Consider the following 26,640-nt stretch of genomic DNA (forward strand, 5'->3'; position numbering starts at 1 on the left):
GAGAGATGGGGCCGCTCCCTCCCTACGCCGGTGTCAGCCGGATCAGGTTCAGCGGGTCGGGGGCTCTTGCCCCCCTCTCAAGCGCAGGTCAGCGCTCCCCCGGGGATGGACACAGCATAAGCGGTTTCGCGGCGGATAAGAAGGGGTTTTGCAGTGGCCTCGCCATGACCCGCCCGGATGCGCGCACGGAACGGCGACAAAAAAACCCCGACCGGCCAGGGGACTAAGGCCGAGTCGGGGCAAGGACCGTGAAGAGGATCGGCGCTTATCCGCTGGCGGCGCTGGTCCGGACATTGCCGTTCAGGCCGTTGGGGAAGAAGCCGCCGCCGGTCACCGCCGCCTTGTTGAGATAGACGACGTTCAGCACTTGGCCGGGCGTACGGGCAAAGGCGATCGCGTTTGAGTCGGCGGGAACGATGTTCGCCACCTGCGTGCCGTTGACCGTCGCGACGATGCCCTGATCGAGGTCGGTCGAGCCGTCCAGGCTGTCGCGCGCATCGGAAATCTGCCCGGCGGCGGTGATCAGCCCCGCATTGGTCAGCCCCTTGCGATACAGGACCGAGCGGACGAGCCCGGCATGATAGGCCTCCGCCGCATGGATGCCCGCCGCCGCCTCGACATAGGTCTTGTTGGTCAGCAGGGTGACGCCGCCCATATAGGCGGTCACCCCGACATCTTCGAAGATATAGGCGGCGAGCAGGAAGTTCTCGTCCGAGGCATAGGGGTCGAAGGTCGCGTCCGCCGCGATCACGCCGGCGGCGCGGGCCGCCGCGGTGAAGGCGCCATTGGCATCGCCCGACAGGTTGATCGCCGGTTGCGCCACCGCCGAGGTGCCCAGCGCGGAGCGCAGGAAGTTGACGTGCGCGATCTCGTCCAGGGCGATCTCGCGCGCATATTGCGCGACGATCGGGTCCTTGAACGCGACCCCGCGCGGCTGGCCGCTGGTGCCGGTCGCGACCGCCCCTTGCGTGCCCGTCCCCGTCTGGAACGACGCGGCAAGGCCCGTATTGAAGGCGGCATAGCTGTAGAATTGCGCTTCCAGATATTCGAGCTGTAGCGCGAAGTTCAGCACATCGGCATCGGTGACCGACCCGGTCGGGCTGGCGGTCGGCGTCGGGGTGGGGACGACGATCACGTCGTCATCGTCGTTGTTGCAGGCGCCCAGCATCGCCAGCCCGCCCACGGCGCCCGCTCCGGCGGCCATGCGCATGAAACGGCGGCGATCGGCCCGGCGCTTGGCCGAGGCTTCGTCAATGACATCGAGAATGAAGCGTTCTTCGCTCATGATGATAATCCTCTCGAAACGAGGAAAGAGGGATCAGTTCGCCGCGCTGGCGCGCAGGGTGCCGTTCACGCCCGCCGGGAAGAAACCCCCGAGCGTCGCCGCCGCATTGTTCAGATAGACGATGTTGAGCACCTGCTGCGGCGTCCGGCTGAACGCGATGCCGTTATTGTCGAGCGGCACGATGTTGGACACCAGCTGACCGTTGATGGTCATCTGCGCGATCCCCTGGTCGAGGTCGGTCGAACCGTCCAGGCTGTCGCGGGCGTCCGAGATGCGGCCGGCTGCGGTGATCAGCGAGGATTGCGGGTTGGTCAGGTCATAGCCCAGGCCGTAGAGCGTCGTGCGAACGATCGCGGCGTGATAGGCCTCGACCGCCAGGATGCCCGCAGCGGCCTGGAGGAAGGTCTTGTTGCTGATCAGCGGCGAGGCACCCTTATAGGCGGTCACCCCGACATCCTCGAAGATATAGGCACCCAGCAGAAACGCGGTCGGCGAGGCATAGGGGTTGAAGGTCTCGTTGGCACCGACCACGCCCGCCGCCCGCGCCGCCGCCGTGAACGGACCACTGGCATCGCCGGAGATGTTGATCGCGGGTTGCGCGACGGCCGCACTGCCCAGCGCGGTGCGCAGGAAGGCGACATGGGCGGCCTCGTCGGCGGCAATCTCTCGCGCATATTGGCCGATGATCGCGTCGTCGCTGTTGCCGGTGGCGAAATTGACCTGCGCGCCGCCGGTCACCGCACCCTGGTTGCCCGTGCCCGTCAACTGGCTGGCGGGCAGGCCCGCGCCGTTGGCGGCATAGGCATAGAATTGCGCTTCGAGATATTCGAGGTTCAGCGCGAAGTTCAGGATGTCGGTATCGGTGATCGCCGCCTGTGCCCCGGCCTTGCTGGTCAGGGTGAAGGCGGTCGCTCCGGCAGCAGCCGCTCCGACCGCGAGTTTGAAGAAATCGCGCCGCAGGTTGCGGCGCTCGGCCCGCGCGTCGAACGCGTCGAGCAGTTGTGCGCTTTCCGTCATCATGCTCCTCCCTAAAGGAACCAAGATGAACTCTTCTGTATTTAGGTAACCGTCAGAAGAGCTCACAAAGGGGCATGGCCGAGAACTTTCCTTAATCTAGGCTTTCGGCCGGACCATGAAGCGAAACGTCACCCATTGGAAAAAGACGCAGCTTTTTTAAAAAAAGCGTTTTGTCGAAAATCTTATGCCGGCCGGCCGGTCATGGGGCGAGACGGACCGATTGTGCCTCGGCAAGATAGACGGCGAACAGGTCGTCCGGGTCGCTCCACTGCGCCACCGGGGTCCAGCCGCCCGCACGCAGCAGGATCTTGGCATCGCGGGGACCATATTTATGGCTGTTCTCGGTATGGATGGTCTCCCCCGCCGCCATGGCGAAGGGGCGTCCCTCGATGGTGAACTCGACGTCCCGCTCGGCGGCGAGGTGCATCTCGATCCGCGAGCGGTCGTCGTTCCACACCGCGCGGTGGCGGAAGGCATCGACCGGGATGGTGCCGTCGAGCTCGCGGTTGATCCGGTCGAGCAGATTGCGGTTGAACGCCGCCGTCACCCCCTGCGCATCGTCATAGGCGGGGACCAGCACCTCGCTGGACTTGGCCCGGTCCATCCCGATCAGCAGCATCGCCCCCTCACCCAGCGAGCCGCGCATCGCGCGCAGCAGGTCGGTCGCCATGGCGGGGGTCATGTTGCCGATGGTCGACCCGGGGAAGAAGCCGAGCTTGGGCGCGTCGGCGACCATGGCAGGGAGCGCCAGCGGGCGCATGAAGTCGCCCTCCAGCGGATGGATGGGCAGGTCGGGGAAGGCCTGTTGCAGGTTGCGCGCCGAGTCGCGCAGGAAGTCGCCCGAAATGTCGATCGGCACATAGGCGGACGGCTCGACGCAGCGGAGCAGCACCGGCGTCTTGGTCGAGGAGCCCGATCCGAATTCGACCACCGCGCGCCCCTTGCCGACATGCTGGATCAGATCGGGGCAGATGGTCTTCAGGATCGCGGTTTCGGCGCGGGTGGGGTAATATTCGGGCAGGTCGGTGATCGCCTCGAACAGCTCCGACCCCTTGCGGTCGTAGAACCAACGGGCGGGAATGGCGCGCGGACGACGCTCCAGCCCGGCCAGCACATCGGCGCGGAAGGCGGGGTCGGCAAGGGACATCTGACCGTCCTCGATCTCGGGCTTCAGCATGGTTACAGGTCCTTTGCCAGGCGGACGCCGGTGAATTGCCAGCGCTGATGGGGATAGAAGAAGTTGCGGTAGCTGGCGCGGGCATGGCCGCGCGGGGTCGCGCAACTGCCGCCGCGCAGGACGAACTGCCCGTTCATGAACTTGCCGTTATACTCGCCGACCGCGCCCTCGACGGCACGGAAGCCGGGATAGGGGCGATAGGCGCTGCCAGTCCATTCCCAGACATCGCCGAAAAAGGCCGGGCCTTGCGGAGCTGGGCGCGGCTCGATGGGGCCAGCGGCGTCCATCTGGTTGCCGCCGGAAGCGTCGTGCGCGGTCGCCGCCGCTTCCCATTCCATCTCGGTCGGCAGCCGTGCGCCCGCCCAGGTCGCATAGGCATCCGCCTCGTAGAAGCTGACATGGGTGACGGGCGCGGCGGGATCGATCGCGCGCCGCCCGTCCAGCCCGAAGCGGGTCCAGCCACCGTCGCGCTCTTCCCAATAGAGCGGCGCGCCGATAGCCTTTGCCTTCACCCAGGCCCAGCCGTCCGACAGCCAGAGGCGCGGATCGCGATAGCCGCCATCCTCGATGAAGCGCATCCACTCGGCATTGGTGACGGTTCGGTCGGCGATGGCGTGCGGATGGAGCAGCGCGTCGTGGCACGGCCCCTCGCAATCGAAGGCGAAACCCTGTCCTTCATGGCCGACCTGCACGATCCCCTGCCGCCCCTCGATCCAGCCGATCGCCCCCGGCATGGCGACCGGGGTCTTGGGCCGGGGCGCGTAGAGCGCGGGTTCGAGCGGGTTTTCGGAAAAGAGATGCAGGATGTCGGTGACGAACAGTTCCTGATGCTGCTCTTCATGATGGCACCCCAGCGCGACCAGTTCGAGCGCCCCCTCGGGCAGATCGGGCATCGCCGCCAGCAGGGCGGCATCGACATGCGCCCGATACGCCCGCACCTCGTCCAGCGACGGGCGGGTGATCATCCCCCGGCGGTGCCGAGCATGGCGCTTCCCTTCCGCTTCGTAATAGCTGTTGAACAGGAACGGAAAGCGCGGGTCGTGCAGTTGATAGCCCGGCACATGATCGCGCAACACGAAGGTTTCGAAGAACCAGGTCGTGTGCGCCATATGCCATTTGGCGGGTGAGGCGTCGGGCATGGACTGCACCGTCGCATCGGCGTCGGACAGCGGCTCGGCCAGCGACAGGGTCAGCCCCCGAACCGCGCGATAGCGGGATGCCAGTTGATCGGCAGGCGTCGGCGCCGTCGCGGAGGACGGGACGATAGTCGGCATTCGGGTGCTCCCCGGATTGCGGGGAACAACGACCGGCCCTTTACCGTGTCGCTCGCACCCCTCCTGGAACCCAAAGAACGTCCGACGCGCCGTTTTGGTTCACCGCGCGCGCGGCGACGAACAGCCAATCCGACAGACGGTTCAGATAGGCGAGCGCGAAGGGGTTGATCGCCTCCAGCTCACCCAGCGCCACGCCCGCCCGCTCGGCGCGCCGCGCGATGGCGCGCGCCAGGTGCAGATGCGCCGCCGCCGATGTGCCGCCGGGCAGGATGAAGCTCGTCAGCGGCGACAGTGCCGCGTTCATCGCGTCGATCTCCGCCTCCAGCCGCGCGACCTGTTCGGGCAGGATGCGCAACGCCCCCTCAATCTCCCCCGGCGTGGCAAGGTCCGCGCCCAAGTCGAACAAATCGTTCTGGATGCGCGTCAATGGCCCATGGAGCGCCCCCTCGATCGACAGCAGCGCGACGCCGATCGCGCTGTTCGCCTCATCGACCTCGCCGATCGCGACCATGCGGGGCTCGGCCTTGGACCGGCGCGATCCGTCGACCAGCCCGGTGGTGCCCGCATCGCCGGTGCGGGTGTAGATTTTCGTCAGCTTGACCAAGGGATCAGGTCCGCCCCGCCATGAACAGCAGCAGCACGACGACGGTGATCGCCAGCGCCTGAAAGAAGATGCGCTGCTGCATCATCCGATTGGACTTGAGCTGCGACGCGGTCGGCCCCTCGCCCTTCGCCTCGGCGGTCGCTTCCTGAAGAAAGGAGATGATGCCGCGCACCAGCGCGACGACGGTGGCGATCATCGCGGCGATCAGCAGGATCACGAGAAAAGTGTTCATGCCCGAAGCTTACGCCTCCCCCAGCCGAAATCCAGCAGGAAGCATATTGCGGCGCAGCGCATCCGCCAGCGCCCGCCCGTCCGCGCCGCCCTCGCGCATCGCGGCCAGCGCGGGCGCGCCGTGGCGCTTGGCCAGACGCTGTCCGTCTTCGCCGACGATCAGCGGATGGTGGTGATAGAGCGGCGTCGGCAGGCCCAGCAGCGCCTGGAGCAACCGGTGGACATGGGTCGCCTCGAACAGGTCGACCCCGCGCACCACGTCGGTCACGCCCTGGGCCGCATCGTCCACCGTCACCGCCAGATGATAGCTGGCGGGCGCGTCCTTGCGCGCAAGGATGACGTCGCCATGGCTCAGCGGATCGGCGGCGACCGTCCCCGCCCCTGCGTCATGCCAGTCGAGTGGCCCCGCGAGAGCCGCCGCACGCGCCATGTCGATCCGCCAGCCATGCGGCGTCGCCATCCGCGCGGCGCGGGCCTCGGGCGACAGATGACGGCAGGTGCCGGGATAGACGGGCGCAGGTCCGTGCGGCGCGGACAGGCTGGCGGCGATCTCGGCTCGGGTGCAGAAACAGGGATAGAGCAAGTCGGCCAGCCGCGCCTGCGCCGCAGCATACAGGTCCAACCGTTCGGACTGGAAGGACAGATCGTCCCATTCCAGCCCCAGCCATTCCAGATCGCGAAGAATTGTCTCGACATGCTCGGGGCGGCTGCGGGTGCCGTCGATATCCTCGATCCGCAAGAGGAAACGCCCGCCCCCCGCCCGCGCCAGATCATGCGCGCGCACCGCCGACAGGGCATGGCCCAGATGCAGCCGCCCGGTCGGGCTGGGCGCGAAACGTGTCACGGGTCGCACTCCGCTCATCGCCCACCCCCTTGACCGCATTTCCTTTCCCATGCTGTCATAGGCATGTCACGACGCTGCGCGAAGAGGCACGGCGTACCGCGAAGGGAGGAGCTGTGTTTCATCCCGACTTGATCCGACACCCGGACTCCTGTCCGGCTCTCGTGCTGAACGCCGATTATACGCCGCTGTCTTATTACCCGCTGTCGGTCTGGCCATGGCAGACCGCGGTGAAGGCCGTGTTCCTCGACCGGGTAGATATCGTCGCCCATTATGAGCGTGAGGTGCGCAGCCCGACCGCCAAGGTCAAGCTGCCCTCGGTCATCGCGCTCAAGCAATTCGTGAAGCCGTCGCAATTTCCGGCCTTCACCCGCTTCAACCTGTTCCTGCGCGACCGCTTCTCCTGCCAATATTGCGGGTCGCATCGGGACCTGACCTTCGACCATGTCATCCCGCGCGCGCAAGGCGGGCGGACGACCTGGGAGAATGTCGTCACCGCCTGTGCCCCCTGCAATCTGAAGAAGGGCGGGCGCACCCCGCGCCAGGCCGCGATGCCGCTGCATATCGAGCCGATCCGCCCGACGAATTGGCATTTGCAGGAACATGGCCGCAGCTTCCCGCCCAATTATCTGCATGAAACATGGCACGACTGGCTGTACTGGGACGTTGAGTTGGAAGCGTAACGAAGCTGGGAGTGTCGAATGCGTGCATGGGCGATGGGCCTGGGGCTGACGGCGTTGATGGCCGCGACCACCGCCTGTGGGAAGAAGGAGGAGAACCGCGCCGAGGCCGATCGCGCCGCCGCCAAGGCCGGTTTCGTGCCGCCGTCCGTGACCTCGCGGGTCGATTTCGGCGGCATGATGGCGCGCCGCTTCCGCGAACTGGACCGCGACGGCAACGACATCATCACCCATGAGGAAATGCCCAGCACCAATTCCCGCCTGTGGGAACTCGACCGCAACAAGGACGGCGAGATCACCGAGAGCGAATTCTTCGAGGGGATGCTGGCCCGGTTCGACCGGATGGACCTGAACCGCGACGGCACGGTGACGTCGGAGGAACGCGAAGCCTCGCGCACCGAACGCCCCACCGCGCCGAGCAATCCGGTCGCGACGGGTGCGGGGGCCGGCGCGAACGCGGGCGCTCCGGGGAATGCGAACTGACGCTACCTGATCCTGGCCTCTTTCGGGTTGCATAAATTGCCATTCCCTATGGGAAACGGCCCGAGCCCTATGGTCCGTTCTGGTCGACCGCGACAGTCCAAGTTCCGAACATCGTAAGGTCGCATGCTTTTGCCAGACCGATGGACGGGTGATTGTCGAGCTGGCAACGATATTGCGGTTCGTAGCCGTGCGAGCGCGCGAAACCACTGATCGCTTGAACGACCGCGCGCGCATATCCCCGCCCGCGCGCCTCAGGCAGGGTCAGCACGCCCAGGTCCGCCATTGGGCTATCGGTCCAGAGATAAGCGCTCGCCGCGCTGACCAGACGCATCCCGTCGAAGCAACCGAACACCGCCCAATGGTCCAGTTCGACCCACGCATCCTCCTTGTCCTGCTCCGACGCCTCCGCCAGGAAGGCTTCGAACACCCGGCGGTCATCTTCGGCAATCCGACGAACCGGGATGGCCTTATCCGCTCTCGGCAGAAACGCCGCCCCGTTTCCCCGATAGAAAAGGCAGTCGGGGTCGTGCAGGATGATCCCCGCCCCTTCTAGCCGTGCCTTGAATCCTTCGATCGATAGCCGATCGGCGAAACCGACGCCTGCCCGATCCGCCACCTCAGGACGAATCGCGGCGCATACCGATCCATCGACCTTTTCCAATATCATCACCGGACGCTTCGGATTCAGCGTATCGGATATGGCATAGGAGACTTCCGCCGGGTCGTCCGGCTGACAACCCGCGAACGCCTTACGCCAATATGCCAGGACAGGCTGCGGAGCATCGGTCATGCTCTTTACATAGCATTTCGAGCTATTTCCTGAACCCCGTTCACGGAAGGCTTCGATAATCCCAGGGCGTAATTTCCTATTTGTAATCGATCACGATATTATACCAAAATTACCCACCGCAATCGGTTGACGCCTGCGCTATTGCGTTGCAGCAATGGCGCCCATGACGACCTTGCCTCCTATCGCCAACAATGCCGATATCCGCTTTCTGGGCGCGCAACTGGGTGACGTGATCCGTCGCTATGGCGGCGATGCGCTGTTCGAGGCGACGGAGGCCATTCGCCGCGCCTCGGTCAATCGCCATCGCGGCCTGGGCGACGATGCCGAGGTCGACTTGCAGTTGGAAAAGCTGGCGCTGGACGAGACGCTGGATTTCGTACGCGGCTTCATGCTGTTCTCGATGCTCGCCAATCTGGCCGAGGACCGCCAGGGCATCGCGCGCGAGCCCGGCACCGACATCGCCGAGGTGCTGGAGACGCTGGCCGACAAGGGCATCGACCGCGAGGCGGCGATGGAGTTGCTGGCCCGTGCACTCGTCGTTCCCGTGCTGACCGCGCACCCGACCGAGGTACGGCGCAAGAGCATGATCGACCACCGCAACCGGATCGCCGAGTTGCTGGCGATGCGCGATGCGGGCCGCGACGTGACGCCCGACGGCGACGATGTCGAGGCGGCGATCGGTCGCCAGATCGCACTCCTCTGGCAGACCCGCGTGCTGCGGCGCGAACGGCTGTACGTCACCGACGAGGTGGAGACGGCGCTGTCCTACCTGCGCGACGTGTTCCTGCCGGTGCTGCCCGCCTTGTATCAGCGTTGGGACAAGGCGTTCGGCGCGCGCGTGCCCGCCTTCCTGCGCCCCGGTTCGTGGATCGGCGGCGACCGTGACGGCAATCCCTTCGTCACCGCCGAGTCGCTGACCACCGCGCTCGCGCAAGCAGCAGACGCGGTGCTGACCCATTATTGCGAGGCGGTCCACGCGCTGGGCGCCGAGCTGTCCATCTCGACCGAACATGCCGAGGTGGACGAGGCGGTTTTGGCGCTGGCCGATGCCAGCGGCGACGATGCGCTTAGCCGTTCGGACGAGCCCTATCGCCGTGCGCTGTCGGGCATCTATGCCCGCCTCGCCGCGACCCATCAGAAACTGACCGGCAAGACCCCGCCCCGTCCCGGGCGGCTGACCGGCGAACCCTATCCCGATCCCAAGGCATTGCGCACCGATCTGGTCGCCATCGCGCGCGCGCTGGCGGCGCGCGGTGACGGAGCGTTGGCGAGCGGCGGGGCGCTGGGGCGGCTGATCCGAGCGGTCGAGACCTTCGGTTTCCACCTCGCCACGCTCGACCTGCGGCAGAATTCGGCGGTGCACGAACGCGTCGTCGCCGAACTCCTGAAGGTCGCCGGGGTCGAGCCGGATTATCTGGCACTGGACGAGGACGCCCGCGTCGCGCTGCTCCGCCGCGAACTCGCCAATGCCCGGCCGCTGTTCAGCCATTATGCGGACTATTCGGACGAAACCCGGTCCGAACTGGCCATCGTCCAGGCGGCGGCCGATGCGCATGCCAAATATGGCCCGAAGTGCCTGACCAACTATATCGTCTCGATGGGCAAGTCGGTGTCCGACCTGCTCGAAATCAACCTGATGCTGAAGGAATTCGGACTCTATCGCCCCGGTAATCCCGCCACCGCCGCGATCATGGCCGTCCCCTTGTTCGAGACGATTGAGGACCTGGAAGCGGGTCCGGAGATCATGCGCGCCTATTTCGGCTTACCCGAAATCGCCGCCATCGTCCGCGCGCGCGGGCACCAGGAGGTGATGATCGGCTATTCGGACTCGAACAAGGATGGCGGCTACCTGACCTCCACCTGGTCGCTGTCCAAGGCGTCGAGCGCGTTCCGCCCGGTGTTCGAGGAAGCGGGCGTGCGGATGCAGCTGTTCCACGGGCGCGGCGGTGCGGTGGGGCGCGGCGGCGGCAGCGCCTTTGCCGCGATCCGCGCCCAGCCGCACGACACGGTGCAGGGCCGCATCCGCATCACCGAGCAGGGCGAGGTGATCGCGGGCAAATACGGCACACGCGACTCCGCGCTGACCAATTTGGAGGCGATGGCCTCGGCCACGCTGCTCGCCAGCCTGGAACCCGACCGTTTGTCGGCGGCGGATAATGCGCGCTTCACCGCCGCGATGGAGGAATTGTCGGCGACCGCCTTCACCACCTATCGCGACCTGGTCTATGGCACGGAGGGCTTCCGCACCTTCTTCCGCCAGATGACCCCGATCGCCGAGATCGCCGGGCTGAAGATCGGCAGCCGCCCGGCCAGCCGCAAGAAATCCGATGCGATCGAAGACCTGCGCGCCATCCCCTGGGTGTTCAGCTGGGCGCAGGCGCGCGTCATGCTGCCCGGCTGGTTCGGGGTCGGCACCGCGATCGCGCGGTTCGAGGACAAGGCGCTGCTCGCCGAAATGGCGAAGAGCTGGCCCTTCTTCGCCGCCACGCTCGCCAATATGGAGATGGTGCTCGCCAAGTCGGATATCGGCATCGCGCGCCGCTATGCCGGACTGGTCGAGGATGAAACGATGCGCGACGCGATCTTCGGGCGCATCCATGACGGCTGGCACCGCGCGCGCGACGGGTTGCTGACCGTGACCGGCCAGACGCGGCTGCTGTCCGACAACCCGGCACTGGAGGCGTCGATCCGCCTGCGCCTGCCCTATATCGAACCGCTCAACCTGCTCCAGATCGAGCTGATGAAGCGCCACCGCGCCGGGGAAAGCGATCCCCGCATCGGCGAGGGCATCCTGTTGTCGATCAACGGTATCGCCACGGCCTTGCGCAACAGCGGGTAAGGCGGATGGCCGATTTCGTCGTTCATTACGAAGGCGGCCTGCGCTGCCATGTCGCACATCCCGACAATGGCGCGGTGCTGGTCATGGATGCGTCGCAGGAACTGGGCGGGCGGGGTGAGAATTTCTCGCCCAGCGACATGCTGTCGGTGTCGCTGGGCGGCTGTGTGCTCAGCATCATGGCGATGGCGGGACGCGTCGCCGGGCTGGAACTGGCGGGCGCGACCGCGACCGTGACCAAGGAGATGGGCAACGCCCCGCGCCGGATCACCAGAATGGCGGTGACGGTCGCGGTACCAGGCGTATTCGACGCCGCGCAGAGGCGCAGGCTGGAAACGGCGGCGCAGGCCTGCCCGGTTCATACGGCACTGGGCATCGATGCGCCGATCCGGATCATTTGGCAGGACTGACCGACCATCCTCCCCGGCACGGGGGGGTGGCAGGCCGCAGGCCTGACGGAGGGAGGGGCTTCGACAAAGGACGCCGCGCCCGGCGCGCCCCCTCCCCCGGCCAGCGAGCGCTTGGCGGACCGCCTCAAGCCCCGAGGTTCGATCGACATTCAGGCTGCACAATCCTTATTCCTCCCCTGCAAGGGGAGGGGGACCATGCGCAGCATGGTGGAGGGGTGTCCCCCTCTCGAGAGCGCGACACCCCTCCGTCAGGCCTGACGGCCTGCCACCTCCCCTTCCAGGGGAGGAATGGAGGAATGTCGATCCGCCCTAACGCTCCGCCTTCGCCATCACCTCCGCCATCGCCCGGTCGCCCGGGTCGGAAGACGCCGCCAGCCCGGCGATCACGCCGTGGCGGTTCGCGTCATCATGATGTTGCGCGATCTTCCATATGCCTTCCAGCCGCTCGATCCGGAGCGTCAGCCCGACGATCCCGCGCTGCAAGCCCTGGATAAAACCGTCCGGGGCATCGTCCAGCGACCAGGGATCGTCGCGACCGGCTTCCCGCGCATCGGTCAGCCGGGCGAGATGCGCCGCCAGCCAGGCCGGATCGCGCGTCGGGGATAGCCGCCCATGCGCATGGACCGTGACGTAGTTCCAGGTGGGCACGACCTTCCCATGCTGGCGCTTGCCGGGATACCAGCCGGGATGGACATAGGCGTGCGGCCCCTGAAAGATCGCCAGCGCCGCGCAGCCGCCCTCGGCCAGCCGCCACAATGGGTTGGCGCGCGCGACATGCCCCTCCAGCACCCAGCCATCGCCCAGCGGCACCGCCAGCATCGGCAGCGATACCGCCTCGGGCGCACCGTCGCGCACCACGACCAGCGAGGCGAGGCCGATGGCTGCAATCGCCTCCAGCAGCACCGCTTCGCGTGTTTCCCGAAACTGGCGGGGCGGGTAGCTCATGCGAGCGCCCATGCCGGTTCGCCGCGCTCGTGCGCCAGCAGCCATTGCTTCACCGCCAGCCCGCCCGCAAAGCCGGTCAGCGTGCCGTTCGCGCCGATCACCCGGTGGCAGGGCGTGACGATCGACAGTGGATTGCGGCCGTTCGCCGCCCCCACCGCGCGCGACGCCCCCGGCCGCCCGATCGCGGCGGCGAGCGCGGCATAGCTGCGCGTCTCGCCGTAAGGAATGGTGTTCAGGCCGGTCCAGACGCTCTTCTGGAAGTCGGTGCCCACGGGATCGAGCGGCAGGTCGAAGCCGCGCCGCCGACCGTCGAAATATTCGCCGAGTTGCCGAACGGCCTCGGCCAGAATGGCATGGGCGGGATCGCTGCGTCGATCGGGCAAGGGCACGCGGCCCGCCCGCTCCGCCGCCCATAGGACGGCGCGCAAGCCCTGGTCGCTCGCCACGAGGGTCAGCTCGCCCACCGGCGAGGCCATGGTGCATTCGCTCAACATGGCGCGACCTTAACCGATAGCGCGCGGCGATGCGTCCCGCTTCTTGCGGTCAAAGCCGAAAGGGTGCCGCAATCTCGGGCGTGACGCGCAGCAACCGGCCCGTCGCACGGTCGATCAGCGCCCAGGTGGTCACCGCCTCCACCTTCACCTGCCCGTCCGCGCCGATGAAGCGGACATGCCGGTCGAACCGCGCGCCCTTGGGCGGGTTCGGCACCCAGGTTTCGGCGGTCACCGTCTCACCCATGACGACATTGCCGCGATAGTCGATCTCGTGCCGGGTCACGACCCAAACATGGGCGGCGACATGCTCGGGCGGGGCGACGGCTTCCCAATGGGCGGTGGCGATCGCCTGAATCCACTGGACCCAGACGGCGTTGTTCACATGGCCCAGTTCGTCGATATGCTCGGGGGCAGCGGTGATCTGGATCGAAAAGCGGCTCATTCCTGTTCGTTCGGGTCCCTGTATCTCTGCCACAGCGAACGCACGCCCCAGCCGATCGCGGCCGCGACCATGACCAGCGCCGCCGCCATCAAGATGTGCAGCAGGCTGGGACGATAGCGCGCCGCCAGTTCCTGAAACGCCTCGCCGAACAGATAACCGATCCCGACGAAGATCGACGCCCAACATGCGGCGGACACCGCATTGACCGCGACGAACAGCCGGGTCGACACCTTGCTGGTCCCCAGCGCCACCGGGCTGATCGTGCGCAGGCCGTAGAGGAAGCGGAAGGCGAAGATGAAGCCGACCGGATAACGCTCCATCATATGGGTCACGCGCGCATAGACCCGCCTTTTGCGCAGCTTGCCGATCCACCGCCCGTCGCGCGAGCGTCGACCGATTATGAAGAAGATCTGGTCGGCCAGGAACGACCCGATGGCGGCGGCGACCAGCGCGGCGGGCCAGCCGACCAGCCCCTGATGCGCCAGGATGCCGCCGGTCACGACCGCCGTCTCTCCCTCCAGTCCGGCGCCGAGCGCGATGGCCACCACGCCATAACGGGCGACGATCGCCTCTATGCTCAGGATTCGACTCCCATCTGCCACAGGATGAAGGCGTGCTCCTCCGCCCCCTCGCGCAGGGACTCGAACCGGCCCGACTTGCCGCCATGCCCTGCCCCCATATTGGTCTTGAGCAGCAGCAGATTGTCGTCCGTCTTGGTCGCGCGCAGGCGAGCGGCCCATTTGGCGGGCTCCCAATAGGTCACGCGCGGATCGTTCAGCCCGCCCGAGATGAACATCGGCGGATAGGCCTGGGGCTTCACATTGTCATAGGGGCTGTAGCTGCGGATCAGCTCGAACGCCGCCTTGTCCTCGATGGGATTGCCCCATTCGGGCCATTCGCCCGGCGTCAACGGCAGTTCGGCGTCCATCATCGTGTTGAGTACGTCGACGAACGGCACGTCCGCGATCACCGCGCCCCACAGCTCGGGATCGGAATTCACCACCGCGCCCATCAGCTCGCCCCCCGCCGAGCGGCCCGCAATGGCGATGCTGCCCGCCTGGGTCCAGCCGCCGTCGATCAACCCCTTCGCCACGTCGACAAAGTCGTTGAAAGTGTTGGTCCGCTTTTCCAGCTTGCCGTCCAGATACCATTGCTGGCCCAGATCGTCACCGCCGCGGATATGCGCGATGGCATAGGCGAAACCGCGATCCAGCAGGCTCATCCGCCCGGTCGAGAAGCCCGGCGGAATGGCATAGCCGTAGGCACCATAGGCATAGAGGAACAGCTTGCCCGATCCGTCGCGCGGGAAGTCCTTCGGGTAGACGATCGACACCGGCACCATCGTCCCGTCACGCGCGGGAATCTTCAGCCGCTCGGTCCGATATTTGTCGGCGTCATAGCCCGACGGGATTTCCTGCACCTTCAACACGGTGAGCCCACCGGTCGCCACATCATAGTCATAGACGGTGCCCGGCGTGACCATCGACTCATAGCCGAGGCGTAGGACCGACACGTCATATTCCGGATTGTCGCCCAGACCCGCCGTATAGCTCGCCTCGGGAAATTCGATCCGCTGCGGCACGGTCGGCGTGTCGTAGCGGTGGATGGCGATCCGGTCCAAACCGTCCTCGCGCCCCTCGACCACGAAGAAGTCCTTATAGCACTCCACCCCGGTCATGTAGAAATGCGGGTTGGGGCCGATCAGCTCATGCCAGTCGCCGGGATTGTCGATCGAGGCGGTGCAGAGGCGGAATTGCGGGTCCACGTCATTGGTGTGGATGAACAGCGTGCCGTCATGCTCGTCCACATCATATTCGCGACCCTCTTTCCGGGGCGCGACCAGGATCGGTTCGGCAAAGACATTGTCGCTGGGAAGCAGTCGCACCTCGCTGGTGACATGGTCGCCGGTCGCGATCACGATCCAGTTGCGCGCGGAGGTCTCGGCGACGGCGACGCGATAGCCTTCGTCCGCCTCGTGGAACAGTTCGACATCGTCCGCCACGGGCGTGCCCAGCCGGTGGAAGCGGGCATTGTCGGTCCGCCACTGCGCATTCGCCACGCCGTAGAGAAAGCCGCTATCGTCCGCGACCCAGACGATCTCCGACAACATGCCGGGGATGACGTCGGGGAGGTGCTCGCCGGTGGTCAGGTCCTTGACCCGCACCTCGAACCGTTCCGAGCCATTGTCGTCGATCGCATAGGCGAGGTAGCGGCCATTGTTGCTGATCGAGAAGGCGCCCAGCCGGAAATATTCCTTGCCCTCGGCCAGCGCCGGTTCGTCGAGCAGCAGCTCGTCGGGGCCGCCCGCGACGGGCTTGCGCCACCATTTGCGATATTGCCCGCCGGTCTCGAACGCGGTCCAGTAGAGCCAGTCTCCGTCCTTCTGGGGAACCGAGGATTCGTCCTCCTTGATCCGCCCCTTCATCTCTTCATAGAGGCGATCGATCAGCGGCTGGCGCGGGGCCATCACCGCGTCGAAATAGGCATTCTCCGCCTCGACATAGGCGAGAACGTCCTTGTCCTCGACCTCCGGATAGGCGGGGTCCTTCAGCCAGGCATAGGGATCTTCGATGGTGATCCCGTGGGCGGTGAAGCTGTGAGGGCGGGTTTCGGCAACGGGCGGCGTCGGCGCGGCGGGTTCGGTCATCGCCCGGATGTAGCTAGGGTTACGTCCTACCGGAAGGGGGTCGAGCGGTTTCCTCATACCCTCTCCCCAGCTCGCAACTCCACCTCCGTTCAGCCTGAGCAAAGTCGAAGGCCATGGGAATCCCGTGCGGCGATGGGCGGTACGTGCACTTCGACTTCGCTCAGTGCAAACGGAGGATGGGATACGCCCCTTCCGGCCTGACCCTTCTAACTCGCCCCTTCTGGGTCGACGATACGGGCGTGCAGGGCTAGACCGCGATCATCCTCCCATCGCCTTCAGGTCCCGTCATGCCCCATTCCTCCCGCCTTGCCGCGCTTCGCGCCCTACTTGCCGCCCAGGGGCTCGATGGTTTCGTCGTGCCGCTGACCGACGAGCATATGAGCGAATATGTCGGCGACTATGCGCAGCGCCTAGCCTGGCTGACCGGGTTCGGCGGATCGGCGGGAACCGCGGTGGTGATGGCGGACAAGGCCGCGATCTTCACCGACGGGCGCTACACGCTCCAGGTGCGCGAGCAGGTGTCGAGCGAGGACTATGCCTATGTCCCCGTGCCGCAGGACAGCGTGTCGGGCTGGCTGGGGCGCGAGGCGGCGGCGGGGCAGCGGATCGGGTACGACCCGTGGCTGCACACCCGCCAGCAGGTCGCCGACATGGCGGCGGCGCTCGCCGACCGGGATGCGGAACTGGTCGCGGTCGCCACCAACCCCATCGATGCGATCTGGTCCGACCGCCCCGCCCCCTCCCCCGCCGTGCTGACGGTGCAGGACGATGCAGTCGCGGGCGAAAGCTCGGCGGCCAAGCGCGCGCGGATCGGCGAATGGCTGGCCGAGCAGCGCGCCGATGCGGTGGTGTTGTCGGCACTGGATTCGATCGCCTGGGCGCTGAACGTGCGCGGCACCGATGTCGCGCATACGCCGGTCGCCTTGTCCTATGCCATCGTCCATGCGGACGGCGAGACCGACCTGTTCGTCGCGCCGGAGAAGATCACGCCCGAAGTGCGCGCGCATCTGGGCAATGCGGTGCGGCTGCATGAACGCGCGGCGTTCGAGGGTTATCTGGGGGGCTTTGCGGGTAAGCGCGTCGTCGCCGACCCCGAGCGCGCGGTGGCGGCCATCGCGCAAGCGCTGGAGGCGGGCGGGGCCAAGGTACTGGCGCTTCGCGATCCGGTGGTGCTGACCAAGGCGATCAAGAACCCCGCCGAAATCGCCGGGCACCGCGCGGCTTCGATCCGCGACGGGGCGGCGATGGTGAGGTTCCTGCACTGGGTCGAGCGCGAATGCCCCAAAGGCGGACAGACCGAACTCTCCGCCGCCGCACGGTTGCTGGCGTTTCGCGAGGCGACCGGGCTGCTCAAGGATACCAGCTTCTCGACCATCTCGGCGACCGGAGCGCATGGTGCGAGCCCGCATTACCATGTCACCGAGGAGTCGAACGCCCCCATCGAACCGGGCCAGCTCTTCCTGATCGACTCGGGCGGGCAATATCGGGACGGCACGACCGACATCACCCGCGTCATGTCGATCGGCGCGCCGACGGACGAGATGCGCGACCGGTTCACCCGTGTGCTCAAAGGGCATATCGGCCTCGCCACGGCGGTCTTCCCGGATGGGACGTTGGGCGGGCACCTGGATTCGCTGGCCCGGCGGCCGCTCTGGGAGGTCGGGCTGGATTATGCGCATGGCACCGGCCACGGGGTCGGCGCGTACCTGTCGGTTCATGAGGGACCGCAACGTATCGCCGCGCCCAACTATCCCGGCGGCGCGGCGATGGAGCCGCTGCGGGCGGGCATGATGCTGTCCAACGAGCCCGGTTACTACAAGGCGGGCGAATATGGCATCCGCATCGAGAATCTGGTGCTGGTCGAGCGGCGCGAGATCGCAGGGGCGGACCGGGAGATGCTGGGCTTCGAGACGCTGACGCTTTGCCCGATCGAGCGGACTTTGATCGTGGCGGATTTGCTGACCGCGGGGGAGCGGGCGTGGCTCAACGCTTATCATGCGCGGGTGGCGGAGGTTTTGGCGCCGGAGCTGGAAGGGGCGGATCGCGACTGGTTGCTGGAGAAGTGTGCGGCGATCTGATTTTTGGTTCACGCGAAGCCGCGAGGGCGCGAAGAGATTTGGTTCGCGCGGAGACGCGGAGGCGCGGAGAAGATTGTTCGCGCAGAGGCGCAGAGGACGCAGAGAGGGTGCGTGCGCGGCAGCGCTCTCACTTCATCAACGCCTGAGATAAGAGGGCCGCTGGCGCGGCGGGCGAGACACCTCCGCGTCTCCGCGCCTCCGCGCGAACAAATCTTCTTCTTTCTTCGCGTCCTCGCGGCTTCGCGTGAACACAAAAAACGCCGCGCGGGAGGGGCTTCCCACGCGGCGTTTCTGTACCCTTCATTGGGCACGGCTACTGGACCCCGGCCTTCGCCGGGGAACAGGTTACCGACCCAACAGCACCCGCGCCTGCCCTGCGATCTGCGCCAGCATCGCGGCATTGGGTTGCGCGGCCAGGCGCGCCCGGTCGATCACCGCCTTGAACTGGCCGACGCGCGACGCATTGCGCTCCAGCCATGCCTCGACCGCCGCTTCCGGGTCGGTCGCGCCCGCGCGGCCCAGGAAGTCCAGCCGCTGCTGCTGGAAATCGCGCGCGAGGCCCGCGATCAGCAGCCGCTCCCACGGATCGCTGGGGTTGATCCGCGCCGCCTGGCCCTGCGCCCAGTCCAGCCCCAGCGCCTGGCCCAGACGGGTAAAGGCATGGGTCAGCCGCGTCTCGTCGAGCGACAGGCGCTGGCCGAGATCGGCCAGACCCACCGCGCCGTCCAGTTCCGACACCCGCACCACCCGCGCCGCGAGGTCGGCCGGAGCACCCGCCTCTTCCAGCGCCGCGACGACCCGCGCACTCTGCGCCTTGGCCTCGTCGCGCAGCAGCGCGGGCGTTTCCGCCGCCAGCCGCTCGATCCCCGGCTGCAACCGTTCCAGCGCCGCGCCAGGCGCGGTGCCCGCCGGCATGGCGCGCAGCAGGTCGGCAATCTGCGACCGGGTCGCGCGCGCGACTTCGTCGAACAGCGCGATGCGCGCCGCCTCGGGCATCGCCGCCGTCTCGATGGCGGTCCACAGGCTGGGCAGATCGAACAGCCGCTCGACCACGACGAACATCGCCGCGATGTCGGCCATCGCCGCACCTTCCTCTTCCGCCAGCTCGAACGGATGGAGGATGCCCAGCCGGTTGACGATCCGGTTGGCGAGCTTGGTGGCGACAATCTCGCCGCGCAGGCGATGCTGGTCGATCGCCTCGCCGAACTGCGCCTGCATCGCCGCCGGGAAGGCGGCACGCAGATCGGGGAGCAGTTCGTCGTCCAGCGCCAGCGGGCTGGTCTCGATCGCATCCTGCAGTGTCAGCTTAGCCGTCGCCAGCAACACCGCCAGTTCGGGCCGGGTCAGCGCCAGCCCGTCCTGCCCGCGCCGCAACAGCACGTCGTTGCTGGCCAGCCCCTCGACCGCGCGGTCGAGCCGCCCGGCGCTCTCGAAGATCTCGATGACACGGACATAGCTCGGCATCGCGCCCGCGCCGTCCGCCTCGGCGATCGACAGGCCCAACGTCTGGAGCCGGTTATCCTCCAGCACCAGATGCGCCACGTCGTCGGTCATCGACGCGAGCAACGTATTGCGGTCGTCCTCCGCCAGGCGGCCCTCGATCATCTCGCGGTTCAGCGCGATCTTGATGTTGACCTCGTTGTCCGAACAGTCGACGCCTGCCGAATTGTCGATGAAGTCGGTGTTGATCCGCCCGCCACGCTCGGCAAAGGCGATGCGCGCGGCCTGAGTCACGCCCAGATTGGCACCCTCGCCGATGGCGATGACCCGCAGATCCTCGGCATCGACGCGCAGCCGGTCATTGGCCGGATCGCCGACCTGGACATTATTCTCCGCCGCCGCCTTCACATAGGTACCGATGCCGCCGAACCAGAGCAGATCGGCCGGGGCCTTCAGGATCGCCGAGATCAACGCCGCTGGTTCCAGCGAGGTCGCGGTGATGCCCAAAGCCTCGCGGATTTCGTCCGACAGCGGAATCGTCTTGGCCGAACGCGGGAAGACCCCGCCGCCGGGCGAAATCAGGCCGGTGTCGTAATCCGCCCAGCTCGACCGCGGCAAAGCGAACATCCGCGCGCGCTCTTCCCAGCTCGTGGCGGGATCGGGGTTGGGGTCGAGGAAGATGTGGCGATGGTCGAACGCCGCGACCAGCTTGATCGCCTTGGACAAGAGCATCCCGTTGCCGAACACGTCGCCCGACATGTCGCCACAGCCGACGACACGAATGGGCTGGCTCTGCACGTCAATGCCCCGCTCGGCGAAGTGACGCTGGACCGAGACCCAGGCGCCCTTGGCGGTGATGCCCATCGCCTTGTGGTCATAACCCTGACTACCCCCGGAGGCGAAGGCGTCGCCCAGCCAGAAGCCGCGCTCCAGCGCGAGCGCATTGGCGACGTCGGAGAAGGTCGCGGTGCCCTTATCGGCGGCGACCACGAAATAGGGGTCTTCGCCGTCCAGCACCTTCACGCCCTCGGGGTGCACCACCGCGCCCTCGACGATATTGTCGGTGATCGACAGGAGCGCGCGGATGAAGACGCGGTAGCTTTCCTTGCCCTCCGCTGCCCAGCCGTCGCGGTCGGTGACGGGCGAGGGCAGTTGCTTCGGGTAGAAACCACCCTTGGCCCCGGTCGGCACGATGACGGCGTTCTTGACCCGCTGCGCCTTCATGAGCCCCAAGATTTCGGTGCGGAAGTCGTCGCGGCGATCCGACCAGCGCAAGCCACCACGGGCCACCGGCCCGGCGCGCAGGTGGATGCCCTCGACGCGGGGGCTGTAGACCCAGATTTCGCGCCACGGCAGCGGCGCGGGCAGGCCCGGAATCTTGTGGCTGTCGAGCTTGAACGCCAGCGCTTCCTTGCCCGCCTCGGCAAAGGCGTTGGTGCGCAACGTCGCCGCGATCATGTCGCGGAAGCTGCGCAAAATCCGGTCGTCGTCGATGGCCGACACCGCATCCAGCCCCGCCGCGATGGCGGCATCGGCGGCGGCGATGTCGCCGGTCGCCTTGGGATCATGCGCCACCGTGAACCGCTCGATCAGCGCGGTCGCCAGCCTGGGCGCCCGGCGCAGCGCATCGACCACGGTGGTCAGGCCATAAGGCAGCCCCGCCTGGCGCAGGTAACGGAACCAGGCGCGGAACAGCACCACCGCCTGCGGGCTCAGCCCCACATCGACGATCAGGCGGTTGAACGCATCATTCTCCGCCTTGCCCTCCAGCACGGCCGCGATCGCGCCCTCCAGCACCGCCGCGCCCTTGGGCTCGGTGGTCGCCTCGGTCTCGACGATAAAGTCATGGACAAAGGGATCGGCCTCGTCGCGCAGTCGGGTCGGCAGTTCGCCGATCACCCGAAAGCCGAAATTCTCCAGCACCGGCACCGCGTCCGACAAGGGCAGCGCGCCGTTCAGCTTGTAGATCTTCAGCTGGCGATCCTGCCCCGGCTGGACCGGGAACAGGCGGACCGAGCGGCTGTCCTCATTCTCCAGCGACGCCAGGCGCAGAATGTCGGCGGCGGCTTCGGCCGCATCGCTGACATTGCGGTAATTGGTCGGGAAGCCATTGGCCCAACGCAGCGCCAGACGCGCAGCACGGGGCGCGGGCACCTGCTCGGCCAGTGCGGCCTCGACATCCGGCATCCAGCCGCGCACCATCTTGCGCAACCGCTCGGCCAGCGCCGCCGTATCCGGCAGGCGGCCGTCCTGGCGCAGGTCGATGGTATAGCGGATCAGCGCGACGACGCCGTCCTCCAGCGCGATCGACCAGTTGAGCAGCGAGCCATTGGCGGCCTCGCCCAGCATGTCGCCGATGGCGACACGCCGCGCGGTGGTTAGCTCATCGCGCGGCAGCCAGACGAACGCGAACAGATGCCGCTGCAACACCGATCGGATCAGTACCAGCTCGGGCCGCGGCCGGTCGGCCAGCGACATGGCGGTCAGCGCCAGCTGCTCCAGCGCCTCGCCCGGAAACGCCGTCACCAGATCGTGCGGCAGCGCGGTCAGCGCATGGGTCAGCGCCTTGCCGGTATGGCCGCGCGGATCGAAACCGAACTTGGCCTGCAGCGCGGCGAGGCGCGTCCGCAGCACCGGCACCTCATGCGGCGGGCTGGCGAGCGCCGCGCTGGTCCACAGCCCGGCATGGATCGACAGGCCGACGGCGCGGCCGCCCTCCATGATCGGCACCAGCACCAGGTCGAGCGGCACCGAGCGATGCACGGTCGAGATCGCATTGGACTTCAGCAACAACGGCGCCGCGCCGCCCTCGACGAAATAGTCCAGCGCGCGCTGGCGCGACGTGTCCGCCAGCAGCGGCACCTTGTGCGGCGTCCGCGCAATGCCAAGTGCGGGGGCGTCGCGGCCATCTTCGAACCACTTCTCATGGCCCAGCAGCGTCAACTTGCCGCCCAGGAACCAGAGGAGCAGCGCCGCGCCCTCGCCATTCTTCTCGCCCAGCGTCGTCGCATCGGCGGCGAGCGAATCCTGCAATCCCGACCAGTCGGCAACGGCGGCCCGGACATCGGCCAGCACGGCGCGTAGGTCATCGACCAGCCCCCGCCGGTCGCGCGCGTCGGCGCGTTCCATTTCCAGGTAGATGAAGGATTCGGACTTTCCACCCGCGCCGATCGCCTGAAGCTCACCCTCACCGTCACGGGTGACCGGCAGGACGGGGTGGATCACCCGGTCGATCGCGATGCCGTCCGCACCGACCATCGCCGCGATCGAATCGACCAGGAAGGGCATGTCGTCATTGACGATGGCCAGGCGCATCCGGCGATGCGTGTCATCGCCCGATATCGGCTCCAGCGCGATGGAGGGCTCGCCCGGTGCGCGCCGCTGGGCCACCCCCGCGACGAAGGCCGCCGCGGCCGCCACCTCCGCGGGGCCAAACCCCTGCAACTCCGCCGGAAGGGCGCCCTGGGTCAGCCGCGCGGCAATCGCGTCGGCCATCGGATGCGACATATTCGGTGCCATGGCCGCTAGTCCTAGGCCCGGCGTTCGCGCCGCTCAACCCTTTGCAACCCGAGAAAAGATGTTGCGTCGCAGCGCAATTATCAGCGCGTGGCGCGCAATACCCTTTCCGCCAACCGGGCGTCGCCGCTGACCGACCCGGTGATCGCCACACCGCCGTCAACGCTGACATGACCGACCAGCACCATCGGCGTTCCGGGGGCGGCATCGGTCGCGAAATCGACATGCCCGATGACCTCGGGCTCGGCCATCGCTTTGGCGGACGGCGGATTCCACAGGTCCTCGGCGGTCCCTTGCGCCACCGGTGCCGCCGGACGGCTCGCGGATTGAAGCAGCGCCGAATCTAGCGTCGCCTGCAACAGCGGATCGGCCAGCTCCTTCCAACTGACCACCCCGTGGACGAAATCGATCATCAGCCCGTTGGACGAATAGGGCAGCAGAATGCCACGATAGAGCGTCGTCCGCCCCCGTCCGTTGATGAACTCGGCCTCGAACCCCGCGGGGGCCTGATCGATCAGGATCCGGTCGCAATGCCCCGTCAGCCGGGCGAGCAGCGATCGTTCGGGAAGGTCGGCGACGCGCTTGACCGGTCCCGCCATGCCGCACTCCTCGCGCAGCGCCTGGCCGATATAGGCGATGGCCGGATCGCGCCGGTCGCCGCGAAAGTCGAGCAGGACCGAATTGGCTGCGAAATCCCCCATCGCCTCGGATTCGAGCGCCCCGATCACCGGGAAGCGCGCATCCCCCAGCAGCGACGCCCAATGGTGATAAGCCCGCGCATGCAACCGCCGCTCGACCCCACCGAGGTCCAGAAGCACATCATCGCCTCGATCCGCCACGTCGCTCCCGACCGATGCGGTATCGGGGCGCGGGGCGCTGTTCATGACTGTCTTCCTGGCCATGCTCCGGTCATGCCCACCTATAGTTAACCCCGGGTAAAGATCGCAAAGACGCTTGCCAGCCCCCCAACGACCTGTTAAGCGCGCCCACCTCGACCGGATACCAGCCGGATCGATCGACGGGCCGCTTTAGCTCAGCTGGTAGAGCATCGCATTCGTAATGCGGGGGTCACAGGTTCGAGTCCTGTAAGCGGCACCATCACGTCCCCGGAACAAACCTGGAAAACCGCAGAAATCTGCGGTAAAATGCCTCTCGGCGGTCCCGTGAAATCTCATTATGTTCCGCCGTGGCCCACTCAAAAGGGGCCACGAATCATGGGGCCACGAACGTTGCAGGAGGCGTGGCCCCATGCTTACGGTTGTGCAGATCCGGGCGCTGAAACCGGCAGAGCGTCCCTACAAGGTGGCCGATTCGGACGGCCTATATCTACTGGTGCAGCCATCCGGCGCCCTGCTCTGGCGCTTTCGCTACCGGTGCTGCGGCATCGAGCGCAAATTATCGCTGGGCAGTTTCCCCGATGTCACCTTGATGCAGGCGCGCCGGAAACGCGACGAGGCCAAGGCCGAACTCGATGACGGGATCGACCCTGTGGAGGAAAAGCGCCAGCGGCGGCTGAAGGCCGAACTGGCGGCGCAGACGACGTTCGCGCTCGTCGCCGGGGAATATATCGAGAAGATGGAGCGCGAGGGCCGTTCCCCCGCTACCATCAAGAAAGCGCGCTGGTTCCTCGAACTACTCGATGGCATCGCCAAGCGTCCGATCGCGGCGATCACCCCGCATGAGCTTCTCGACGTGCTGAAGCGGGTCGAGCGTCGCGGGCATCATGAGACGGCGCTTCGGCTCCGCTCCTTCGCCGGCCGTGTCTTCCGCTATGGTTTCGCGACCCTGCGCACCGAGCGTAATCCAGCCGACATCCTGCGCGGCGCCCTTACTGTTCCCAGGGTCAAGCATCATGCGGCGATCGTCGAGCCCAAGAAAGTCGGCGACCTGCTGCGCGCAATAGACGGGTACACGGGCCGGCCCGAGACCCTGCATGCACTCAGGATCGCGCCGCATGTCTTCCTGCGCCCGGGTGAGTTGCGGCAGGCGAAATGGAGCGAGATCGACTTCGCCGAAAAAGTCTGGCGCGTGCCGGCCGAGCGCATGAAGATGAAGCAGCCGCATGCCGTACCCTTGTCGCGGCAGGTGCTGTTCCTTTTGCAGGATCTGCGGTCGCTGGCGCGGGACAGCGAATTCCTCTTCCCGGCGCTTCATACCACCAAGCGCTGCATCTCGGACAATACGCTGAACGTCGCGCTGCGCCGCCTGGGGTTCGAGAACGATGAGATGACCAGCCACGGCTTCCGCGCCATGGCCAGCACGCTCCTCAACGAGTCAGGGCTGTGGCATCCCGATGCCATCGAGCGCGCGCTGGCCCATGGCGAGAAGGACAAGGTGCGCGCCGCCTATCATCGCGGCGCGCACTGGGCGGAACGGGTGCGCATGGCGCAGTGGTGGTCGGATTATCTCGACCAACTCCGGATCGGCGGTGCCGTCATCAAGGGCAAGTTTCGCAAGCGAGCGTAGGACTTGCTACGCCTGCCATGCGATGATGGCGTCATTTCGCAGGATCGTAGGAAGCGGGATTGCGCATCCACTCGTCGATGGCCGATGCACGCCAACCTATGCAGCGGGTGCTGAGCTGAGTGCTCCTTGGAAAGGTGCCGTCGGCCATCTTGCGATATAGGGTGGAACGGCAAAGTCCTGTCTGCGCCAGGACGGCGTTCAGACGGAGAAAGCGGTCAGGATTAGCGGACATGGGTACCACCTTTCGGTTTTTGCGGTTGGGAACCGCTAAGGTCCTGTTTCCCCGCTAAGTGGAGTAGATCCTCTTTGGGTCCTCCGGGGTGCTCGCGAGGGACATTCGCTACCGTCTCTCACGATGCTGCAGGAACGGCATCGACGCCGCTGGCGTGGTGCCAAGCTGCTCCGTCTGGATCCATTCTGTTTTGTGACCCGAGGCAAAGAGCGCGAGTGTCGCAATGCTTGGTGGATATCGACGGCGCCCCACCCAAATCTGCGCAAGGGCGTGAAGGCAAGGCTGGCAAACGTTGGAATCGCGCGCGTTACATGTCGTCGTCCAACCATGCTGACGAGAATAGCTCTTCCCCGCCTCTGGCCGCTACCCTCGCGGACGCCCGATATAGCCCAGCGTCCTTAACGTTGATAATGCCCCACAGGGTATAAATACACAATACACCCTTCAAGGTATATCGCTAGTTTATCCCTTATAGGGTATGCCGTCACTGAAAGGCGTCTCCCGTGGCCCATATTGCTCGCTCTCCCAAACAGCTCGGTGCGCTCATCCATAACGCGCGGACCAAGCGCAACCTCACCCAGCAGGCTCTGGCGGCCTTGGTTGGCACCGGGCAGAAGACGATCTCCCGCATCGAAAGCGGGCAGACGGGTACGAAGCTCGACACCCTGTTCGGTATCCTGGCAGCGCTCGACCTCGACATGCAGATCGCACCGCGCAGCAAGGGCAGCGCTGACCTGAGCGAAATCTTCTGA

Annotated in this window: 23 protein-coding genes, 1 tRNA gene and 1 riboswitch; of the genes, 8 read left to right on the forward strand and 16 right to left on the reverse strand. The window is 66.6% G+C overall.

What is annotated here, in order from left to right:
- Positions 1-2: 2 nt before the first annotated feature.
- Positions 3-112: riboswitch (TPP riboswitch) on the reverse strand.
- Between the two features lie 153 nt (positions 113-265).
- The 7 genes from OXQ33_RS01650 to gluQRS form a co-directional block, all read right to left on the reverse strand.
- Positions 266-1,285, reverse strand: coding sequence for a ferritin-like domain-containing protein (locus tag OXQ33_RS01650; protein ID WP_267432880.1), 1,020 nt, complete (start codon positions 1,283-1,285; stop codon positions 266-268).
- Between the two features lie 33 nt (positions 1,286-1,318).
- On the reverse strand, positions 1,319-2,302 hold the full coding sequence (locus OXQ33_RS01655; protein ID WP_267433051.1) for a ferritin-like domain-containing protein: 984 nt from the start codon (positions 2,300-2,302) through the stop codon (positions 1,319-1,321).
- Positions 2,303-2,501: 199 nt separating this feature from the next.
- Positions 2,502-3,479: an L-histidine N(alpha)-methyltransferase gene (gene egtD / locus OXQ33_RS01660; protein WP_267432882.1), complete on the reverse strand. Its 978-nt coding sequence runs from the start codon at positions 3,477-3,479 to the stop codon at positions 2,502-2,504.
- 2 nt (positions 3,480-3,481) lie between these two features.
- Positions 3,482-4,753, reverse strand: a complete 1,272-nt coding sequence (egtB, locus tag OXQ33_RS01665; protein WP_267432884.1) for an ergothioneine biosynthesis protein EgtB — start codon at positions 4,751-4,753, stop codon at positions 3,482-3,484.
- A gap of 40 nt (positions 4,754-4,793) precedes the next feature.
- On the reverse strand, positions 4,794-5,357 hold the full coding sequence (locus tag OXQ33_RS01670; protein WP_267432886.1) for a cob(I)yrinic acid a,c-diamide adenosyltransferase: 564 nt from the start codon (positions 5,355-5,357) through the stop codon (positions 4,794-4,796).
- Between the two features lie 4 nt (positions 5,358-5,361).
- A complete protein-coding gene (locus OXQ33_RS01675; RefSeq protein ID WP_267432888.1) occupies positions 5,362-5,589 on the reverse strand; it encodes a twin transmembrane helix small protein in 228 nt (75 codons plus the stop codon).
- A 9-nt stretch (positions 5,590-5,598) separates the two neighbouring features.
- The gene (gene gluQRS, locus OXQ33_RS01680) at positions 5,599-6,450 is read right to left on the reverse strand and encodes a tRNA glutamyl-Q(34) synthetase GluQRS (RefSeq protein ID WP_267432890.1); all 852 of its coding nucleotides are present in this window, start codon (positions 6,448-6,450) and stop codon (positions 5,599-5,601) included.
- Between the two features lie 95 nt (positions 6,451-6,545).
- Between gluQRS and OXQ33_RS01685 the strand changes: the two genes are divergently transcribed.
- Positions 6,546-7,112: an HNH endonuclease gene (locus tag OXQ33_RS01685; RefSeq protein WP_042485172.1), complete on the forward strand. Its 567-nt coding sequence runs from the start codon at positions 6,546-6,548 to the stop codon at positions 7,110-7,112.
- Between the two features lie 18 nt (positions 7,113-7,130).
- The gene (locus OXQ33_RS01690; protein WP_267432905.1) at positions 7,131-7,592 is read left to right on the forward strand and encodes a hypothetical protein; all 462 of its coding nucleotides are present in this window, start codon (positions 7,131-7,133) and stop codon (positions 7,590-7,592) included.
- Positions 7,593-7,659: 67 nt separating this feature from the next.
- Here the strand turns inward: OXQ33_RS01690 and OXQ33_RS01695 are convergent, their stop codons facing one another.
- A complete protein-coding gene (locus OXQ33_RS01695) occupies positions 7,660-8,382 on the reverse strand; it encodes a GNAT family N-acetyltransferase (RefSeq protein WP_267432907.1) in 723 nt (240 codons plus the stop codon).
- A 163-nt stretch (positions 8,383-8,545) separates the two neighbouring features.
- On the opposite strand from OXQ33_RS01695, the gene ppc reads away from it, so the two are divergent.
- Together ppc and OXQ33_RS01705 are read left to right on the forward strand one after the other, a co-directional pair.
- The gene (ppc, locus tag OXQ33_RS01700; RefSeq protein ID WP_267432908.1) at positions 8,546-11,221 is read left to right on the forward strand and encodes a phosphoenolpyruvate carboxylase; all 2,676 of its coding nucleotides are present in this window, start codon (positions 8,546-8,548) and stop codon (positions 11,219-11,221) included.
- A gap of 5 nt (positions 11,222-11,226) precedes the next feature.
- Positions 11,227-11,628 carry an OsmC family protein gene (locus OXQ33_RS01705; protein WP_267432909.1) on the forward strand — a complete coding sequence of 134 codons (402 nt, stop codon included), beginning with the start codon at positions 11,227-11,229 and terminating at the stop codon, positions 11,626-11,628.
- A gap of 309 nt (positions 11,629-11,937) precedes the next feature.
- Here the strand turns inward: OXQ33_RS01705 and OXQ33_RS01710 are convergent, their stop codons facing one another.
- From OXQ33_RS01710 to OXQ33_RS01730, 5 genes are read right to left on the reverse strand one after another with little or no spacing between them, the layout of a single operon-like run.
- Complete coding sequence (locus OXQ33_RS01710) at positions 11,938-12,573, reverse strand: FMN-binding negative transcriptional regulator (RefSeq protein WP_267432910.1); 636 nt, start codon at positions 12,571-12,573, stop codon at positions 11,938-11,940.
- Positions 12,570-13,067 (reverse strand): methylated-DNA--[protein]-cysteine S-methyltransferase, encoded by a 498-nt coding sequence (locus tag OXQ33_RS01715; protein WP_267432911.1) that lies wholly within the window; start codon positions 13,065-13,067, stop codon positions 12,570-12,572. The genes OXQ33_RS01710 and OXQ33_RS01715 overlap by 4 nt, the downstream gene beginning before the upstream one ends.
- Before the next feature lie 49 nt (positions 13,068-13,116).
- Entirely contained in the window at positions 13,117-13,509 is a 393-nt protein-coding gene (locus OXQ33_RS01720) for an acyl-CoA thioesterase (RefSeq protein ID WP_267432912.1), read from the reverse strand.
- Positions 13,506-14,111, reverse strand: coding sequence for a DedA family protein (locus tag OXQ33_RS01725; protein WP_267432913.1), 606 nt, complete (start codon positions 14,109-14,111; stop codon positions 13,506-13,508). The genes OXQ33_RS01720 and OXQ33_RS01725 overlap by 4 nt, the downstream gene beginning before the upstream one ends.
- Positions 14,087-16,156, reverse strand: a complete 2,070-nt coding sequence (locus OXQ33_RS01730; RefSeq protein ID WP_267432915.1) for a S9 family peptidase — start codon at positions 16,154-16,156, stop codon at positions 14,087-14,089. Before OXQ33_RS01730 ends, OXQ33_RS01725 begins: the two co-directional genes overlap by 25 nt.
- A 287-nt stretch (positions 16,157-16,443) precedes the next feature.
- Between OXQ33_RS01730 and OXQ33_RS01735 the strand changes: the two genes are divergently transcribed.
- Complete coding sequence (locus tag OXQ33_RS01735; RefSeq protein WP_267432916.1) at positions 16,444-18,234, forward strand: aminopeptidase P family protein; 1,791 nt, start codon at positions 16,444-16,446, stop codon at positions 18,232-18,234.
- A gap of 345 nt (positions 18,235-18,579) precedes the next feature.
- On the opposite strand, the gene OXQ33_RS01740 is transcribed toward OXQ33_RS01735, so the two are convergent.
- Positions 18,580-23,193, reverse strand: a complete 4,614-nt coding sequence (locus OXQ33_RS01740) for an NAD-glutamate dehydrogenase domain-containing protein (RefSeq protein ID WP_267432917.1) — start codon at positions 23,191-23,193, stop codon at positions 18,580-18,582.
- Between the two features lie 80 nt (positions 23,194-23,273).
- On the reverse strand, positions 23,274-24,074 hold the full coding sequence (locus OXQ33_RS01745; protein WP_267432918.1) for a hypothetical protein: 801 nt from the start codon (positions 24,072-24,074) through the stop codon (positions 23,274-23,276).
- A gap of 138 nt (positions 24,075-24,212) precedes the next feature.
- Between OXQ33_RS01745 and OXQ33_RS01750 the strand changes: the two genes are divergently transcribed.
- Both OXQ33_RS01750 and OXQ33_RS01755 read left to right on the forward strand, forming a co-directional pair.
- Positions 24,213-24,288 (forward strand) — tRNA-Thr (locus OXQ33_RS01750).
- Between the two features lie 150 nt (positions 24,289-24,438).
- Positions 24,439-25,656 (forward strand): integrase arm-type DNA-binding domain-containing protein, encoded by a 1,218-nt coding sequence (locus tag OXQ33_RS01755; protein WP_267433052.1) that lies wholly within the window; start codon positions 24,439-24,441, stop codon positions 25,654-25,656.
- Between the two features lie 31 nt (positions 25,657-25,687).
- Here the strand turns inward: OXQ33_RS01755 and OXQ33_RS01760 are convergent, their stop codons facing one another.
- A complete protein-coding gene (locus OXQ33_RS01760; protein ID WP_084220569.1) occupies positions 25,688-25,888 on the reverse strand; it encodes an AlpA family phage regulatory protein in 201 nt (66 codons plus the stop codon).
- Positions 25,889-26,391: 503 nt separating this feature from the next.
- Here OXQ33_RS01760 and OXQ33_RS01765 point away from each other — a divergent pair.
- On the forward strand, positions 26,392-26,640 hold the full coding sequence (locus OXQ33_RS01765) for a helix-turn-helix domain-containing protein (RefSeq protein ID WP_042485091.1): 249 nt from the start codon (positions 26,392-26,394) through the stop codon (positions 26,638-26,640).

It is taken from the genome of Sphingomonas sp. GM_Shp_1, assembly GCF_026540895.1.
In the GTDB taxonomy this organism is placed as follows: Bacteria; Pseudomonadota; Alphaproteobacteria; order Sphingomonadales; family Sphingomonadaceae; genus Sphingomonas.

What these genes read in the sequence shown, in the direction of transcription:
- OXQ33_RS01650 (WP_267432880.1), bottom strand. Translation starts at nt 1,285, where the DNA reads ATGAGCGAAGAACGCTTCATTCTCGATGTCATTGACGAAGCCTCGGCC.
- OXQ33_RS01655 (WP_267433051.1), bottom strand. Translation starts at nt 2,302, where the DNA reads ATGACGGAAAGCGCACAACTGCTCGACGCGTTCGACGCGCGGGCCGAG.
- egtD (WP_267432882.1), bottom strand. Translation starts at nt 3,479, where the DNA reads ATGCTGAAGCCCGAGATCGAGGACGGTCAGATGTCCCTTGCCGACCCC.
- egtB (WP_267432884.1), bottom strand. Translation starts at nt 4,753, where the DNA reads ATGCCGACTATCGTCCCGTCCTCCGCGACGGCGCCGACGCCTGCCGAT.
- OXQ33_RS01675 (WP_267432888.1), bottom strand. Translation starts at nt 5,589, where the DNA reads ATGAACACTTTTCTCGTGATCCTGCTGATCGCCGCGATGATCGCCACC.
- gluQRS (WP_267432890.1), bottom strand. Translation starts at nt 6,450, where the DNA reads ATGAGCGGAGTGCGACCCGTGACACGTTTCGCGCCCAGCCCGACCGGG.
- OXQ33_RS01690 (WP_267432905.1), top strand. Translation starts at nt 7,131, where the DNA reads ATGCGTGCATGGGCGATGGGCCTGGGGCTGACGGCGTTGATGGCCGCG.
- OXQ33_RS01695 (WP_267432907.1), bottom strand. Translation starts at nt 8,382, where the DNA reads ATGACCGATGCTCCGCAGCCTGTCCTGGCATATTGGCGTAAGGCGTTC.
- ppc (WP_267432908.1), top strand. Translation starts at nt 8,546, where the DNA reads ATGACGACCTTGCCTCCTATCGCCAACAATGCCGATATCCGCTTTCTG.
- OXQ33_RS01705 (WP_267432909.1), top strand. Translation starts at nt 11,227, where the DNA reads ATGGCCGATTTCGTCGTTCATTACGAAGGCGGCCTGCGCTGCCATGTC.
- OXQ33_RS01710 (WP_267432910.1), bottom strand. Translation starts at nt 12,573, where the DNA reads ATGAGCTACCCGCCCCGCCAGTTTCGGGAAACACGCGAAGCGGTGCTG.
- OXQ33_RS01715 (WP_267432911.1), bottom strand. Translation starts at nt 13,067, where the DNA reads ATGTTGAGCGAATGCACCATGGCCTCGCCGGTGGGCGAGCTGACCCTC.
- OXQ33_RS01720 (WP_267432912.1), bottom strand. Translation starts at nt 13,509, where the DNA reads ATGAGCCGCTTTTCGATCCAGATCACCGCTGCCCCCGAGCATATCGAC.
- OXQ33_RS01730 (WP_267432915.1), bottom strand. Translation starts at nt 16,156, where the DNA reads ATGACCGAACCCGCCGCGCCGACGCCGCCCGTTGCCGAAACCCGCCCT.
- OXQ33_RS01735 (WP_267432916.1), top strand. Translation starts at nt 16,444, where the DNA reads ATGCCCCATTCCTCCCGCCTTGCCGCGCTTCGCGCCCTACTTGCCGCC.
- OXQ33_RS01740 (WP_267432917.1), bottom strand. Translation starts at nt 23,193, where the DNA reads ATGGCACCGAATATGTCGCATCCGATGGCCGACGCGATTGCCGCGCGG.
- OXQ33_RS01745 (WP_267432918.1), bottom strand. Translation starts at nt 24,074, where the DNA reads ATGAACAGCGCCCCGCGCCCCGATACCGCATCGGTCGGGAGCGACGTG.
- OXQ33_RS01755 (WP_267433052.1), top strand. Translation starts at nt 24,439, where the DNA reads ATGCTTACGGTTGTGCAGATCCGGGCGCTGAAACCGGCAGAGCGTCCC.
- OXQ33_RS01760 (WP_084220569.1), bottom strand. Translation starts at nt 25,888, where the DNA reads ATGTCCGCTAATCCTGACCGCTTTCTCCGTCTGAACGCCGTCCTGGCG.